Origin of the sequence: Nocardia sp. NPDC052566 (genome assembly GCF_044547285.1) — a bacterium.
Taxonomy (GTDB): domain Bacteria; phylum Actinomycetota; class Actinomycetes; order Mycobacteriales; family Mycobacteriaceae; genus Nocardia.
Map to the genome: position 1 here is coordinate 73,598 of NZ_JBIUAF010000011.1, position 15,632 is coordinate 89,229.

12 protein-coding genes and 1 pseudogene are annotated in these 15,632 nt (G+C 68.3%); 3 read left to right on the plus strand and 10 right to left on the minus strand.

Features of this window, described 5'->3' with window-relative positions:
- From ACIG5A_RS43945 to ACIG5A_RS43965, 5 genes and pseudogenes are all read right to left on the minus strand, one after another.
- Entirely contained in the window at positions 1 to 933 is a 933-nt protein-coding gene (locus tag ACIG5A_RS43945) for a decaprenyl-phosphate phosphoribosyltransferase (protein WP_397251706.1), read from the minus strand.
- Positions 926 to 1,453 (minus strand): phosphatase PAP2 family protein, encoded by a 528-nt coding sequence (locus ACIG5A_RS43950; RefSeq protein ID WP_397251734.1) that lies wholly within the window; start codon positions 1,451 to 1,453, stop codon positions 926 to 928. Before ACIG5A_RS43950 ends, ACIG5A_RS43945 begins: the two co-directional genes overlap by 8 nt.
- 185 nt (positions 1,454 to 1,638) lie before the next feature.
- Positions 1,639 to 3,612 (minus strand): annotated as a pseudogene (locus ACIG5A_RS43955) (glycosyltransferase); the annotation flags it as partial.
- A gap of 15 nt (positions 3,613 to 3,627) precedes the next feature.
- Entirely contained in the window at positions 3,628 to 4,848 is a 1,221-nt protein-coding gene (gene glf / locus ACIG5A_RS43960) for a UDP-galactopyranose mutase (RefSeq protein WP_397251708.1), read from the minus strand.
- A 108-nt stretch (positions 4,849 to 4,956) separates the two neighbouring features.
- Entirely contained in the window at positions 4,957 to 5,679 is a 723-nt protein-coding gene (locus tag ACIG5A_RS43965) for an SDR family NAD(P)-dependent oxidoreductase (protein WP_397251711.1), read from the minus strand.
- Positions 5,680 to 5,777: 98 nt separating this feature from the next.
- On the opposite strand from ACIG5A_RS43965, the gene ACIG5A_RS43970 reads away from it, so the two are divergent.
- Complete coding sequence (locus ACIG5A_RS43970) at positions 5,778 to 6,404, plus strand: TetR/AcrR family transcriptional regulator (RefSeq protein WP_397251713.1); 627 nt, start codon at positions 5,778 to 5,780, stop codon at positions 6,402 to 6,404.
- Between the two features lie 10 nt (positions 6,405 to 6,414).
- On the opposite strand, the gene ACIG5A_RS43975 is transcribed toward ACIG5A_RS43970, so the two are convergent.
- The 4 genes from ACIG5A_RS43975 to ACIG5A_RS43990 all read right to left on the minus strand — a co-directional run bounded on the left by ACIG5A_RS43975 (position 6,415) and on the right by ACIG5A_RS43990 (position 9,628).
- Positions 6,415 to 6,999, minus strand: a complete 585-nt coding sequence (locus tag ACIG5A_RS43975) for a hypothetical protein (RefSeq protein WP_397251715.1) — start codon at positions 6,997 to 6,999, stop codon at positions 6,415 to 6,417.
- A 59-nt stretch (positions 7,000 to 7,058) separates the two neighbouring features.
- Positions 7,059 to 7,619, minus strand: a complete 561-nt coding sequence (locus tag ACIG5A_RS43980; protein ID WP_397251717.1) for a hypothetical protein — start codon at positions 7,617 to 7,619, stop codon at positions 7,059 to 7,061.
- 213 nt (positions 7,620 to 7,832) lie between these two features.
- Positions 7,833 to 8,606, minus strand: a complete 774-nt coding sequence (locus ACIG5A_RS43985) for a MerR family transcriptional regulator (protein WP_397251719.1) — start codon at positions 8,604 to 8,606, stop codon at positions 7,833 to 7,835.
- Positions 8,607 to 8,683: 77 nt separating this feature from the next.
- Positions 8,684 to 9,628 carry an EamA family transporter gene (locus tag ACIG5A_RS43990; protein ID WP_397251721.1) on the minus strand — a complete coding sequence of 315 codons (945 nt, stop codon included), beginning with the start codon at positions 9,626 to 9,628 and terminating at the stop codon, positions 8,684 to 8,686.
- A gap of 106 nt (positions 9,629 to 9,734) precedes the next feature.
- Between ACIG5A_RS43990 and ACIG5A_RS43995 the strand changes: the two genes are divergently transcribed.
- Positions 9,735 to 10,238 carry a MarR family winged helix-turn-helix transcriptional regulator gene (locus ACIG5A_RS43995; protein ID WP_397251723.1) on the plus strand — a complete coding sequence of 168 codons (504 nt, stop codon included), beginning with the start codon at positions 9,735 to 9,737 and terminating at the stop codon, positions 10,236 to 10,238.
- Positions 10,239 to 10,415: 177 nt separating this feature from the next.
- Here ACIG5A_RS43995 and ACIG5A_RS44000 read toward each other — a convergent pair whose 3' ends face one another.
- The gene (locus tag ACIG5A_RS44000; protein WP_397251725.1) at positions 10,416 to 12,773 is read right to left on the minus strand and encodes a SpoIID/LytB domain-containing protein; all 2,358 of its coding nucleotides are present in this window, start codon (positions 12,771 to 12,773) and stop codon (positions 10,416 to 10,418) included.
- 340 nt (positions 12,774 to 13,113) lie between these two features.
- Here ACIG5A_RS44000 and ACIG5A_RS44005 point away from each other — a divergent pair, with 340 nt between their 5' ends.
- Positions 13,114 to 15,450 (plus strand): N-acetylmuramoyl-L-alanine amidase, encoded by a 2,337-nt coding sequence (locus ACIG5A_RS44005; protein WP_397251728.1) that lies wholly within the window; start codon positions 13,114 to 13,116, stop codon positions 15,448 to 15,450.
- Positions 15,451 to 15,632 lie beyond the last annotated feature (182 nt).

Sequence of the window (15,632 nt, forward strand, 5' to 3'; positions counted from 1 at the left end):
TCAGGTGAGATAGACAGCGACACCTACCGCTCCGATCCAGGCGATTGCGAGAAGCTGGAGGACGCGATCCCCCAGCGCGATCTCTTCGGGTTCACCGGCCTCGCCGCCATCGACGTCGACCGCGTAACGCAGGATTGCGATGGTAAACGGAATCATCGAAATCGCGAACCAGTCGGTGTCTTTCAAGTCACCCTGCTGGAACGCCCACAAACCGTAGAACACCACGACGGCCGTGGCCGCGAGGGTCCAGATGAACCGCAGGTAGGTGGGCGTGTAGTACTCCAACGACTTGCGGATCTTGGCGCCGGTGCCGAGCGCGATCTGCAGTTCGGCGTAGCGCTTGCCCGCGGCCATGAACAGCGAACCGAACGCCATGATCAGCAGGAACCACTGCGACAGCGGGATATTCGCGGCCGCGCCGCCTGCTACGGCGCGCAGCAGGAACCCGGAGGACACGATGCAGATGTCGAGCACGGCCTGGTGCTTGAGCCCGAAGCAGTAGGCGAGCTGCACGGCGATGTAAACCGCCATCACCACGGCAAGACGCCAGTTCGCCAGGAACGAGCCGCCGATGGCCAGCGCGAACAGCACCACCGACAGCGCGTAGGCCAGGTTCACCGGGACGACGCCCGCGGCGATCGGCCGGTAGCGCTTGGTCGGATGCGCGCGGTCGGCCTCCACATCCAGTGCGTCGTTGACCAGGTAGATGCCCGAAGCCGCGATGCAGAACACCACGAACGCGATCGCGACGTGCCCGAGCACCGTCCCGTCGGTGAGCACCCGCTCGCCCGCCGCCAGCGGCGCGGCGAGGACAAGGACGTTCTTCACCCACTGGCGTGGACGCACGGCCTTGACGAGCCCGGCGGCCAACGACTTCGGCGGACCCTTGACGACGGCGTCAGCTAGGTCAGCGCCTGTCGGCTCTTCAGACATGTCGACCCCGACTCTTTCCTGTGCGGTCACTATCGCGTCTCTTTTCGGCGGCAAGCACTACAGCGGCGGACGCGGCGCCGAGCGCGGAACCGGCGAGCACGTCGGAGGGATAGTGCACGCCAAGAACCACACGGGACAGCAGCATCGGCGGCACGAGCACCGCAGGCAAGGGTAGCCCGGTGAGCCTGCCGAGCAACACGGCCGCGGCCGTTGTCGAGGTGGCGTGTGAGGACGGGAAGCTCAGCTTGCTCGGCGTCGACACGTTGACCTGCACCGAAGGGTCGTTCGGGCGGGGGCGGCGGACGACCCGCTTGATCACGATCGATGCCGCGTGCGCGCCGACCGCGCCGACCGCGACACCGGCCCACTGCCTGCGCCTCGGCTTGTCGGCCAGCCAGCCGACCGCCGCGATGCCGACCCAGCCGAGCGCGTGCTCGCCGAAGTGCGACATACCGCGCGCGGCCTTGATCACCGAGGGATTGGTGCCGATGGCGGCCTGCACGGCATTGATGATCGCCACCTCGGGCGGGCCCGGCTTCGCCGGTGCCGCTGCGTCGTTCACCCGCGGGACGGCGCCGCTGTCATCGGCGGTGTTGGTGGCCCCGAGGCTCACTTGCCCTCACCCTTCGTTTCGATGCTGGTCTCATTCCGGCGTTCCCGGGGCCCTTCGTGGCTACGCAAGCTGCCGCCTCCGGGCCCGTCGCTCACGCCGAAAGCCTGCTCCCAGGCCGCGGTGCTGGTCAGCTGCGGATGAGCGGCACGATAGCGCTCCCGCATCTCCGGGAAGCGCGCGGCCAGCTCCTTGCGCAGCCGCATGGCCTCCTTGAACAGGCCGAGCGCCTGGCGCGGATCGCGCTTGCGGTACACAACGCCACGGCCGTCGGCGGTGGTCACGGTGACGCCGTCGACCTGCGAGAGCAGGAACCAGCGCGCGTCGAGCGTCGGCACGTTCAGCTGCGGGCGCTCATGGTGTTCGGTGTGCGCGGGCCGCACGTTGTGCACGAGCCCCTTGGCCAGCCGGACGATCTTGGCCAGCGGATTGGCCGGTTCGCCGACCGCGCCGACGCCGATGTGGCTGGCCAGCGGCAGTTCGGTGGACGAGGGCAGGATGACCGCGTCCGGGTACTGCTTGCGCAGTTCGTGCACCGCGCCGAGCGCCGAGGGCAGCAGCTGGAACAGCCGCTCCGGGCCGGCGAGATAGTCACGGATGGCCAGGTTCTGGATGGCGACCGTCGAATACTCCAGGCAGAGCAGGTGTTTCAGCGTCGCCTTGACGGTGTTCACCACCATCGCGCGGCCGTTGTTCGGCAGGTGCAGCGAGGCGACCACCAGGCGGTTGCGCAGGTGGAAGTACGCCTGCCAGTCGATGGCGTCGTCCTTGTCGCTCCAGGCCATATGCCAGACGGCCGCGCCGGGCAGCGTGACGGTCGGATAGCCGTGATCGCGTGCGCGCAGGCCGTATTCGACGTCGTCCCACTTGAGGAACAGCGGCAGCGGCTGGCCGATCTCCTCGGCAACCTGGCGCGGGATCACACAGGTCCACCAGCCGTTGAAGTCGACGTCGATGCGCCGGTGCAGCAGCTTGGAGTTGTCCCGGTCCTTGAGCGGATACTTCGAGAAGTCGTGGTCGTACTCGACATTCGGCGCCGAGGTCCACATGAAGACGCCGCGGTCGACGACCTCGCCCATGCTGTGCAGGTGCGAGCGCTCCTGCAGGTTGAGCATCTGACCGCCCACCAGCATCGGCGATTTGGCGAACCGGGCGAAGGCGAGCGCGCGCAGTATCGAGTCGGGTTCGATCTCGATATCGTCGTCCATGTAGACGATGTATTGCGCGTCAGTGGTTTTCAGCGCCTCGTACATCACCCGGCTGTAGCCGCCGGAGCCGCCGAGGTTGGGCTGATCGCGGATGGCGAGCCGATCGCCGAGCACCGCGGCGGCCTCGGCGAACCCCGGCTCGTCGACCACCTTGCGGTTGCCCTGGTCGGCGACGATCACCGCGGCGATCTTCTCCAGCACCAGCGGGTCCGAACCAAGCGCGGCAAGGGTTTTCACCATGTCGGTCGGCCGGTTGAAGGTGGGCATGCCACACGCGATGGTGCTGTCGCCCGGCGCCTCGATCGGCGCGTACCAGCCGCCGGACAGCAGCGTGACCGCGGTGTCGGTGGTGATGTCGAACCAGAGCCAGCCGCCGTCTTCGAACGGGCCGAGGTCGGCCTCGAACTCGACCGTCACCGACTCGGTGCCTGTGTCTGATTGGCGGCGCTCCCCGGCCCCTCCGTGGTTACGCTCCGCTGCCTCCTCCGGGTCCTGAGCTCGCGCCGCGAGAGCGACCGCGAATTCCTTGCCCTGCACGTGGATTCGCGAACCGTCCGCCTTGGAGCGGTACATGTCGACGCGGCCGTGCCCAGCCAGCTCGAGGCGGAGCACCACGGACTTCAGGATGCTCCAGCGCCGCCAGTAGCTTGCGGGCAGCGCGTTGAAGTAGGTGCAGAACGAGACCTCGGATTCCGCGCCCACCGACAGCGAGGTGCGGGTGGCGGCGTGCGCGCGCCGCGCGTTGGTCGCCGATTCCTCCAGGTAGAGGGTGCGCACGTCGAGCGGTTCACCCGGGCGGGGCAGGATGATCCGCTGCAGCAGCGATTTCGCTCTGGTTTCGGTGGCCATGTCTTCCAGCATCGATTGGGAGGACACTCAGGCCTCCTCGTCCACGAGCGGCGCGCCGGTCTCCAGGTGCGGGCGCAGCACGTTGTCGAACATGCTCAGCGCGCTGCCGATCGCCATATGCATGTCCAGGTACTGGTAGGTGCCGAGGCGGCCACCGAAAAGCACCTTCGCCGTTGCGGTTTCCTGCTTGGCCCGGTCGCGGTAGGCGAGCAGCTTCGCGCGGTCCTCCGGGGTGTTGATCGGGTAGTACGGCTCGTCGCCGGTCTGCGCGAAGCGGGAGAACTCACGCATGATCACCGTCTTGTCCTGCGGGTAGTCGCGCTCCGGGTGGAAGTGGCGCGGCTCGATGATGCGGGTGTAGGGCACGTCCGAGTCGTTGTAGTTCATCACCGAGGTGCCCTGGTAGTCACCGGTTTCCACGACTTCGGTCTCGAAATCGATGGTGCGCCAGCCCAGTTCGCCCTCGCTGTAATCGAAGTAGCGGTCCAGCGGGCCGGTGTAGACGACCGGTGCGTCCGGGCTCTCCGCGCGCAGCTCATCGCGCACGTCGAACCAGTCGGTGTTCAGCCTGACCTCGATCAGCTCCGAGGCGGCCATATTCTCCAGCCACTTCGTGTAGCCCTCTTTGGGCAGGCCCTCGTAGGTGTCGTTGAAGTAGCGGTTGTCGAAGGTGTAGCGCACCGGCAGGCGGGTGATGTTGCCCGCGGGCAGTTCCTTCGGATCGGTCTGCCACTGCTTGGCGGTGTAGTCGCGGATGAACGCCTCGTACAGGGGACGGCCGATCAGCGAGATCGCCTTCTCCTCGAGGTTCTGCGCGTCCTTGGTCTCGATCTCCGAGGCCTGCTCGGCGATCAGCTTGCGCGCCTCGTCCGGGGTGAAGTAGCGGCCGAAGAACTGCGAGATCAGGCCGAGGCCCATCGGGAACTGGTAGGCCTGACCCTTGTGCTTCGCGAACACGCGATGCTGGTAACCGGTGAACTCGGTGAACTGGGTGACGTAGTCCCAGACCCGCTTGTTCGAGGTGTGGAACAGGTGCGCACCATATTTGTGCACCTCGATCCCGGTTTCCGGCTCCGGCTCCGAGTAGGCGTTGCCGCCGAGGTGATAGCGGCGATCGAGCACTAGCACCCGCTTGCCCAGCAGGGTGGCTGCGCGTTCGGCGATGGTCAGCCCGAAGAAACCGGAGCCGACGATGATCAGGTCGAACGGTGAGGTGGAGGAGTTACCCGGGGACGATGCGACGGTCACGGGAGCCCAGCGTATCGGAAGTCTCCGCCGAGTCCCGGCGGAGTGCGGTACATGCCGATCCGGTGGCAGCGCCACCGGAGATCGGCAGGCCGCGCGGGTGACACGGACTCAGTCGGCAAACCCGACATCCAGCTCGACCCGGTCCCGTTCCGAGTACAGCCGCCAGTAGATATCGCCCAGTTCGGCATTGGTCATCCTGGGGATCTCGACGCCGGGCGGAACCAGCTCGGGATGTTCGTCGACGATCCGCTCCGCCCTGCTGTCACCGATCAGCACACCGATGTTGAGCAGCCCGACGTAGACGCCGGTGCCACGCAGTTCGACCTCGAGCTGACGGAGATAGCCGCGCTGCGCGGCCAGCGCGACGCCGAAGTTGGACAGATACGGCAGCGGGTGCCGCTCGGAGTTGCCCGAGGTGAACAGCAGCGCACCGTCGCCGCGCTCGATCATTGCGGGCGCGAGCGCGCGGGTCATCAGGATCGGCGAGTGCAGCTTCAGCGCGAGCGGGGTGGCGAGCGAGGCCACGTCGACCGCGAGCGTGCTCGGGACGCGATCGGCCATCTCGCCCGCCGCGCCGTGCACCGCCACATCGATCGGCCCGAAAGCGCCGGTGATCCGGTCGACGGCGTCGCGCACCTGTGCCTCATCGGTGACATCGGCGGGGAACGCCGCCGCATCGATCCCTTCGGCGACCAGCTGGTCGGTGTGCCGCCGCGCCTTGTCCGGATCGCGGCCGATCACGGCCACCCGGAAACCCTCCTTGCCGAATCGTCGCGCGGTCCCCATGCCGAGCCCGGGGCCGAATCCGAATATCGCGAGTGTCTTGGTCATGTCGCCTCATCAAGTTGAGCCATGGTTCAAGTTACTGATCGACCGTAGCAGTAAGTTGAACCCATGCTCAAGATAAGTTCGATTTGTAGGATCGGCGCATGCCCGAGGACAAGCCGTTGCGCAGCGACGCACGCCGCAACCGCGACGCGCTGGTGACCGCGGCGCGCGAGGTCTTCGAGGAACGCGGCCTCGACGCACCGCTGAAGGAGATCGCCGCACGCGCCGGCGTCGCCATCGGCACCCTCTACAACCGCTTTCCCACCCGCGACGAACTCATCGCCGCGGCCGTCGAGGACCGCATCGAAGCGGGCGGGCGCATCGCCGAACAGGCGCTGGCCATTGCCGATCCGTGGGACTCGTTCGTCTACCTGGTCGAGAAGGTCTGTGAACTCCAGGCCGCCGACCGGCTGCTCGGCGAGCTGGCGGTACGCGCCGCCCCCAACCACGCGGTCGCGCGCGCACAGGAGGACGGGCACCGGCTGATGCGCGAAATCATCACCCGCGCACAACGATCCGGCGCGCTGCGGGCCGATTGGGTACTGGAGGACATCGCCTTCATCACCTGGTCACACACCAGGATCGTCGAGGCGACGGCGCAGATCGCGCCCGAGGCATGGCGACGGCACTTGGCGCTTGTCCTCGACGGGCTGCGTGCCAGTGCCGCCCACCCGCTGCCGGTGCCGCCGATCACCGAGGATCAGTTGCTCGACGCGTTGCGCGGGTGAGGAATTCGGGTCAGTACTGGGGGTAGTTCGGCGGCTGGCCGTAGGGCTGCGGCGGGTAGGGCGGCTGACCGTAGGGCGGTGGCGCCGGATACGGGTAGGGCGCCGGTTGCCGACCGGCGGCGATCCAGCGGCCGGTGGAGCTCACCGACGCGAGGATGAGGATCGTCAACTGGATCACGAATCCGATGCCGCTACTCGGGACGAAGCCGCCGTTCCCCGCGGCGATGGCGATGCCGACCACGCCGAAGATCGCACCCAGCGACGAGATGAGGATCAGGAGCACCCGTCCCGCCGTCTTGCGGCACAGCAGCAAGATCGCGCCGAGGATGTACACCACGGTGAGCACGAGCAACACGGTGGCGAGCCCGGTGAAAATCCCGGTGTAATGCCGACCGGACTTGAATGTGGGGCCTTCGGCGGCATAGGCGAACAACCCGATGGAACCGACGAGCGTCAGCAGTCCGACGCCGATCGCGAGTACCCCCGCGGTGATCGCGGTACCGCCGCTCGGCTGCGGCGGAGGCGGAGCGCCATACGGTTGATACGGCTGGCCATAGGGCGCAGGGTAGCCGGGTTGGCCGTACGGGTAACTCATTTGGAAACTCCCCCATCGAACGGTGTGCCGCGTCAGAGTACCGTCGCGACGCACGCGCGTCAGAGGTAGAGGGTCTCCGAGGGACGCGGCGCGACCCAGCGCGCGGTGGACGGCGCCAGCGCGAGAACCAGGGTGAGCGCCGGGAAGATCATGCCCGTGACGCTGCCGAGCCAGTCGCGATGGACCAGCGCGGTGAGGGTGCCGACCAGGCCGCCGAAGGCGCCGGTGAGCGCGTCGGCGACGCCGCCTTCCCTTGGCATCCAATCGATTCCATAGTCGGGCTGATAGCTGGTGAGCGCGCCGATCAGCGCGACGACGCCGATCGCGACCAGCAGGCCCGAGGCCAGGATCACCATGAACCGTCCGGTCTCGTCCCTGCGGAAGATCTGTACCGCCCCCATGATCAACGTGACCGCTAGCAGCACCCCGCCGAACGCCGAGAAGACCGCGAGCGATCTATCGATATGCGGCGATCCGTCGAACCACGCGGTCAGCACCGCCTGCTCACCCCACAGGTTGAACAGCGCCGAGACGATCGCCAGCGCACCCGCGGTCGCGGGCACCACTCCGATGGAGTTCACGCGCAGTGCCACGCCCGGGTTTCCATTGGCGTAGGTCATAGTTCGACTTTCCTCCCCGTAGGTGTCGGCCGTCCGATCGTACGACCCCGTCGCCGCCGACGGCACGCGGCAATTTACCGCCCTGCCGGGCCGCCGGGGCGAGAATCGTCAGGTTGCTATCGATACGCCGACAGTCATCCCAGGACCTTCCGCCCACCGCAAAGCGCCCGCGCGGCTCGTTGCTGCGCGGGCGCTCGATCGGTGGACGGCGGACTACCGGAGGTTCGCCTCCGCGTAGACCTTGATCGCGTCACGGACGAGTTCGGCCGTGCCGTCGCCGTGCACGTCGTAGTTCGCCCGGAAACGCGGGTCGGCTACGTACATTTCGCCGAGGCCGATGAAGGCGTCGGCGTACACGTCCCGGCCCTGCCAGCCGTCGCCGAGCCAGGCGTGATGCCTGGCCACGATGGCCTGGACCTCGGCGTTGTCCGGCGCCAGCCCCGCCGCGTGCGCGCGGCCGTAGTCGGCGGCGATATCCAGGTGGGTCTGCATGTGTGCCTTCTTCTGGGCATCACTCATCGAGCGCCACCAGCGATCGCCGCGTTCGTAGGCGTCCTTGCCCCAGCGTTCGATCACCTCATCCTTGTACTGAGTGTGGTCGAACCCGTCGAAAACTTCTGCTGCCATGAGTTTTTCACCTCGTTCCGTCTTGAGCAGCGTGGTGTGCACCGACTCGATCTGGCGTCGGATCCGGTCCTGTTCCTGCCGAAGCAGATCCAGATGCGTGCGCAGCGCGGCGGCGGTGTCCCGTTCTCCCGCAAGGACTTCGGCGATGACCGGCAGGCTCAGGCCGAGTTCCCGCAGCAACAGGATGCGTTGCAGCCGCACGAGGGAGGTCTGGTCGTAGTAGCGGTACCCGTTGGCGCCGATCCGGCTCGGCGGCAGCAGCCCCAGCTCCCCGTAGTGGCGCAGTGTCCGGCTGGTTGTGCCCGCCGCCTTGCCCAGCTCCTGGATGGACCATTCGCCGGTCCCGGTGTTCGCGGTCATGACCAGGTTCTCCTTTCGTTTCTCGTCGGTGCTCTCAGTCTGCAAGTTGACGTTACGTAAGAGTCAAGGCTTATCCGCTACCTGCTCGAAGCGGTCTCCACCAGCACGTTCTCGGCGGCGGGTGCGGGCTTGCCCGTCCGCAGCGAGCCGGTGAACTGGCCGAGCAGGGTGCCGCCGAGCGCGACGACCATGCCGGACACCTGCAGCGGAGTCAGCGCCTGACCGAGCGCGACCCAGCCGATCACCGCGGCCGAGACCGGGCTGAGCAGGCCGAGGAAGGCGACCGAGGTGGCGGAGACCTTCGAGATGCCGCGGAACCAGATCCAGTACGCCACCGCGGTACCGATGACGGCCAGGTAGAGGTAGCCGCCGACGGCGCGGCCGTCCATCGCGGGCGGTGCGCCCTCGATGATCAGCGCGAGCGGGGCGATGAACAGACCGCCCGCGGTGAGCTGCCAACCGGTCATCGCGAGGGGGCCGACACCCTCCGGGCGTCCCCAGCGCTTGGTGAGCACGGTGCCGAGCGACATGGACCCGGCGCCGGCCAGCCCGGCGATGACGCCGACCGCGTCGAGTTGGGCGTTGCCCTTCAGCACCACCAGCGAGACACCGAGTACGCCGATCAGACCGGCGAGAACCTTACGGCCGGTTGGCTTTTCGGACAGCACCACGGTCGCGAAGGCCAGCGCGAACATCGGGCCGACGGCGCCGAGCACGCCGGCGATGCCGCCGGGCAGCCGGTACGCGGCCAGGAACAGCAGCGGGAAGAAGGCGCCGATGTTGAGCAGGCCGAGTACGGCGGCCCGGCCGATCCAGCGGCCGCGCGGCAGCATCCTGGTGATGGCGAGCAGTGCGAGTCCGGCCGGCAGCGCACGCACCAGCGCGGTGAACAGCGGGCGGTCCGGCGGCAGGAATTCGGTGGTGACCGCGTAGGTGGAGCCCCAGACGATCGGGGTCAGCGCCGTGAGTGCGAGGGTGCCGGCGACGGAGGCTCCGGCGCGCTGGGTGGTGGTTGTGGTCATGTCAGTGGCTCCTCATTGATAATCTCAACGTTGAAATATCTACTCCACAAGGTGTCTCACCGTCAAGTAGATTAAGATTGAGATATTCGCGATTGAGAGGAGTGCCATGTCAGACGCGGTAGATCTGTTCACCGAGCAGTGGAATCGAGAGCGCCCCGACGTCGACGTCTCGCCGATGGCGACCATCGGCCGCATCCAACGGCTGTCCCGGCTGATCGATCAGGACCTGAAGCAGTTCTTCGCCGGGTTCGGCATGGAGTTCTGGGAGTTCGACGTGCTCGCCACGCTGCGCCGTTCCGGCGTCGAGGACGGGCTGACCGCGGGCGCGCTGATCCAGATCGCCATGGTCACCTCGGGCGCGATCACCAACCGGATCGACCGCCTGGTCGCCAAGGACCTGGTCGAACGCGCACCGTGCCCGGAGGACCGCAGGGCGATCCGCGTCCGCCTCACCCCCAAAGGCCGGGCCCTGATAGACGACGTCCTGCCCAAACACATGGAAAACGAGCAGCGCCTCCTGGCCGCCCTCGACCCCGCCACCCGCACCCAGCTCGCGGAAACCCTGCGCACCCTCACCGAATCACTCGGCGACACCCCACCGCCGCGGTAGCCCCCACCCGCACACCTGCTGATCTCCCGCGCACCTTTCACCTGCGATTCGGTACGTGAGAAGTCAGAAGGTGTGCGGCTGAAGCTCTTTCACGCACGGTCGCCCGCTCCGACGAGATGGCAGGCGAACGCGCCGGTTATCGGAACGCTCGCCGGGCACTGAACGCTCGAGCGGGACTTACGAGGTGGCCGTTCGGCCCGAGGGGATCACAGGCGCGTTGGTCGGCGGCGGGGTCGGCGTCGATGCGGTGCTCGGCGGGATGGTTGCGGGCGCGGGGACGACACTCTGCTGGGGTGCGACGCTTGCGGGCGGCGCGGCCTCACTGGTTCCGGGCGCGAGACTCGGCGCCACGGTGGCGACCAGCCCGCCGGAATCACACAGTGGCACATACAGTCCCACCGGTTCGACGCTGCCCGCCGCCATCGGCTCGGACTCCGGCGCGATCACATCCTCCGACGGTGTGTCCGACGCCGACTCGTTGTAGCCGCCCGGCGCCGCGTCCGGTGAAGGCGCCTCGGCATCAATGCCAGGGCCGACATCCGGGACGCCATGGCTCGCCGACGGCGCCGAACCATCGTGCGGTAGCTCGGTTTCCGGGTTGAGCGCCGGGTCGGCAGGCGTCGCGTCGGACGGAGGAAGCGAGCCGTCGCGTGCGGCGGGCCCTCCCGACGCACCGTCCGGAGCGGCGGAGTTCGCGGGCGGGACCGAACGGTTCTGCGAAAGTCCGCTGCCCGGTAGACCGTTGGGAGCAGCAGAGTCGGCGGGTGGCACCGAACGGTTCTGCGGGATGCCGCTGCCGGGGGCACCCCGCTCGGCAGGCGTGATGGCACGGTTCTGGGGAATGCCGCCGTCCGGCAGGCCATTCGGGACGGGCGAATTCACCGGCGGAACCGCGTGGTCTCGGGGAACCACACTGCCTGGTGCGGTATCCGGTGGGGCCGAACGGTCTTGGCGAACGCCACTACCTGGCGCACCGTCGGGTGCGACGGAGTTGGCAGGCGGAACCGCACGATTCTGGGGAATGCCGTTGTCCGGCAGGCTGTTCGGGGCAGCGGAGTTCGCGGGCGGAACCGAACCGTCTCGGGGAACAGCACTACCTGGCCCGCCGCCGGGAACGGCGGAGTTCGCAGGCGGGACCGCGCGGTTGTGAGGGACTGTGTTTCCCGGTGGCACCGAGGCGTCGGCGGGAGCGCCGTGGGCCGGATTCGAGGCGAACGAGTCTGCGGGTGGAGCGGAGCTGTCCTGTGGCGCAGGGGTTTCCGGGGCAGGTGTGCCGGTGTTCGGGTCGGGGACCAGTTGCAGGAGGGTGGTGAAGTCGACCACCTGGGCGCCGAGGGTGGGAGTGGCGATGATGACGCCGTTGGTGAACATGCGGTAGGTGCCCGCGTGTTCGGGGAGTTGCATTTCCGGGCCGATGGGTTGGCCGACGGCGCTGTTGGGGCCGCCGATCCTGCGGTATTCGATGTCGATGGGCGATTCGGCGACGGCGGTGCGGCGCCTGGGATCCATCGGGTCGGTGGCGGGTTCGTGCGGCGCGGGAGCGGGCACGAGTTCGCTCGGCGCGGGGCCGACGGCGAAGGTATCGATGTCGGCGGGGTGGCCGCCACCGGGTGCGGCGGAGTATTCGGCGCGCAGGATGCGGCCGTCGCGCAGCAGCACGGTGCCCGAGGTCTCGGCGACCGCGGCCGTCGCGCGCGGATCCTCTTTCTCGGTGCCGGGATAGAACTGACAGTCGGTGGTGTCGCAGGTCTGCGCGTAGGGGTAGCGATGCTCGGCGAGCGCGTACGAACGTGCGGCAATGGCCTGGGCGCGCAGCGCCGCGGCGCCACCGTCGTCGGCCCAGTTGGCCTGCATCTCGGCCGGGACAACGCCGCGCAGGTAGTCGTCCACGTCGACCAGGTCGACGGTGCGCGCCTCGCCGTCCTCCAGCGCGACGCCGAGCGCGCCGCGGTACGCGCCCCCGCCGCAGAGCGTCAGGTGTTCGGCGGCGGGCCGGTCCGGTCCTGGATCGAGCGGATAGGCGAACGGGTCGTCGGTGCTTTCCTGCCAGCGCACTTCACCGTCGCAACCGAGGGTGACCACCACGTTCGCCCGGCCGTCGGGCAGCGGGGTCAGGTGTGCGACCTCGCCGGGTGCGACGATGCGACCCGCGACGCGCAGCCCCGCGTCGGCGTAGGTGTCCAGGCTCGCGCCGTCCTGCGCGGTGAGCCGCACCCGCACCAGGGTGCGCGGAATGGTGCCCAGTTCGGCGCCGGGATAGTAGTGATCGAGGATGCTCTCGGCCGCCCAGCCCGCCTGCGCGTTGGCGAACGCGCCGAGCTGACTCATCCCTCGGCCATGGCCGGGACCTGCGGCGACGGTCCGATACGGCACGGCATCGGGCCAGGTCCAGAGCACCAGGACGGTGCCGACGAGCAGCACGGTGCCACCGGTGCACAGCGCGGGCGTCAGCGGTGCGACGGATCCGGGACCGCGCGACGGAATTCCGCGGCGCCCTTTTCGGCCTGCGCCATTCCTTCGTAGTTTTCGATCCACCCGCGCTCTCCCGTTCCGCTGCCGCCTGCCTGGCATTCGTTTACTCCCACGGTTTTCCGGGACCGGCCGGGTTCGATACCTGTCGGCATGTCGTTCCGTCCAGTCGCTTTATGAGAGCTACATTCGAGCAACACATAATCCTCAACCAGAGGTTTAGGATATGTGAAAGTTGTGACGAATGTGACATTTGACGCATCAGGAAGCAGTACCGACTTTTTTCGCTCTCGCTCGTTGGTTCACCTGAATGGAGACGCTCGTGCCGTACCGCAAACCGAAACGTTCCTACGTGCTCCCGGTTGTCACCACACTTGCGGTAGCGGCTCCGCTCGGAGTGCTCACGATGAGCGATTCGACCGACTACCGCACCACCACCGACAGCGAACTCGCGGCAGTCCCGGCCCAGCTGGCCGAGGTGGTACTCAGCCAGGCGCCCGATATCGTGCTGCCGCTGCGCGAACTCACCGGCCTCGATCTGCCGGACCTGCACCTCTCCGATCTACGGATGCTGCCGCTGCCCGCCTCGATTCCGGTGCCGCAGGGCCTGCCGCTGCCGCCGGGAGTGCAACTGCCCAAGGAGATTCCGCTGCCGCGGCTCAATCAACCGGTGCCGGGGCAGAGCACGCCCGCCCCGAGTAAGCCCGGCGCGAGTGCCGTTCCCGGACAGGCGGTTCCCGGGCAGGCGCCGGGTCAGAGTGCCAACACCGGCCAGGGCGCCAACGCGGCGCCGCATCCCCAGGCAGCGAATCCACAAGCCGCCGCACCTAATCCACAGGCGGCGACCCCACAGGCGGCGCCCGCTCCACAGGCAGCACCCAGCCCCCAGGCCGCCAGTCCACAAGCGGCCGCCAATCCACAGGCTGGTAATCCACAAGCCGCCAATCCACAGGCAGCGCCGAATTCCCCAGCCCCCGCACCGATTCCGCAGGCCACCCCGCCGGGCCGGATGCCGGCCGCGCAGTACATCGCCGAGCCGGACCGACTACAACCGGGCACCGGCCCCGACACACCGGCACTCGCGCCGGGCGCCATCGCGCCCGAGCTGATGAATCAGGTCGGCGCGCAGGTCAAGGAGCTCAGCCGCGACACACCGTTCAGCGTCGTCGCACTGACCGCACCAACGCTGGCCGACACCAAGGCGATGATCCGCGCCCGCCAACCCAACGGCACCTGGGGTCCCTGGTACGACACCCAGCCGGTGGACACCCGCCGCGCCGACAACGCCCCCGCCGGCGGCACCACCGGCACCGAACCGCTCTACGTCGGCAACACCAATGCCGTCCAGGTCCTGGTGACCCGCAAGGCCGCCGCACCGGCGCCGCAGGCCCCGGTCGAGCAGCCGGAGGGTGAACCCGCCCCGCTCCAGCCGGCCGAGACCGTCACGCCGCACCCCGACGATCCCGCGCAGCTCACCGCCGCCGCGCTCAAGGCCGTGCTCATCGATCCGGGCCGCGGCGCCATCGACGGAGCGCTCGCCGATGTCGCGGCGGCGCTGCCCGGCGGCGGACCGCAGGTGATCACCCGCGCGCAGTGGGGCGCCGACGAATCCATCCGCTGCGAGGATCCGACCTACGACAGCGAACTCGGCGGCGTCACCGTGCATCACACCGCGGGCCGCAACGACTACAGCAAGTCCGAATCCGCGGGCATCGTCCGCGCCATCTACACCTATCACGCGAAAACGCTCGGCTGGTGCGACATCGGCTACAACGCACTGGTCGACAAGTACGGGCAGATCTTCGAGGGCCGCTCCGGCGGTCTCGACCGCCCGGTGCAGGGCGCGCACGCGGGTGGTTTCAACGAGAACACCTCCGGTGTCGCGCTGATGGGCAACCACGAGTCCGAGCCGCCGACCGAGCAGGCGCTGAACGCGGTCGGCCAGTTCGTCGGCTGGCGCACCAAGGCCGCCGGGCTCGATCCCAAGGGCTACACCACGATGTTCTCCGAGGGCACCGAATTCACCTCCTACGCACAGGGTCAGGCGGTGCGGCTGCCGATCGTGTTCGCGCACCGCGATGTCGGCAACACCAGCTGCCCCGGTGACGCCGCCTACGCGCTGATGGACCGGATCCGCGATATCGCCGCCGGAATTCCGGTGAGCAGCGCGGGCAGCAGGCCCGCCGCGCCGAGTACGGCGACACCGGCGGGCCCCGATCCCGAGGGCGCGGGCACGCAGCAGGCGCCGCGCGCCACCTCACCCGATCTGGCCGCGTTGACCGCGCTGACGAACAAGCTGCTCGGCATGGTCGACCAGAACCTGATCGCCAAGTACTGGGCGCAGAAGGGTGGCCCGACGGGTCCGCTCGGCCAGGCGCAGTCCGAGCCACTGCCCGCCGCACAGGGGCAGCAGTACGCCAAGTTCGTCAACGGGTACGTCTACACCACGCCGGGCGGTCAGCTATTCGAGGTGGTCGGGGTGATCCTCGACCGTTTCCTGCAGCTCGGCGCCGACGCGGGCGTGCTCGGCCTGCCGCTGAGCAACGCCTATCCCGTGCCGAACGGACTGCGGTCGGACTTCCAGCACGGCTCCCTGATCCTCAACCAGGTCACCGGCATCGTCACCACGATCTGGAAGACCTACAACGACACCTACCAGCAGGAACTGCGCAACGGCCAGACAACGCCCGCCACACAGACTCCAGCTGCCCCCGTCCCCGCAACGCCGTCTCACGGCAACTGACCGCCGCACTCAACCACTAACCCCAACAACAGGTTCCGACGCCGCCGCAACTCTCGAAACATCGCGCGCCCCGTTCGGAGCGAGTCTTACGAGCGACCGTTGGCGGCCCGTCTCGCATCCGAGTGGCCGAAGCGCATGCGCCGCAGGCGCGAGTCTCGGCCGCTCGGATGCGAGACACAGGG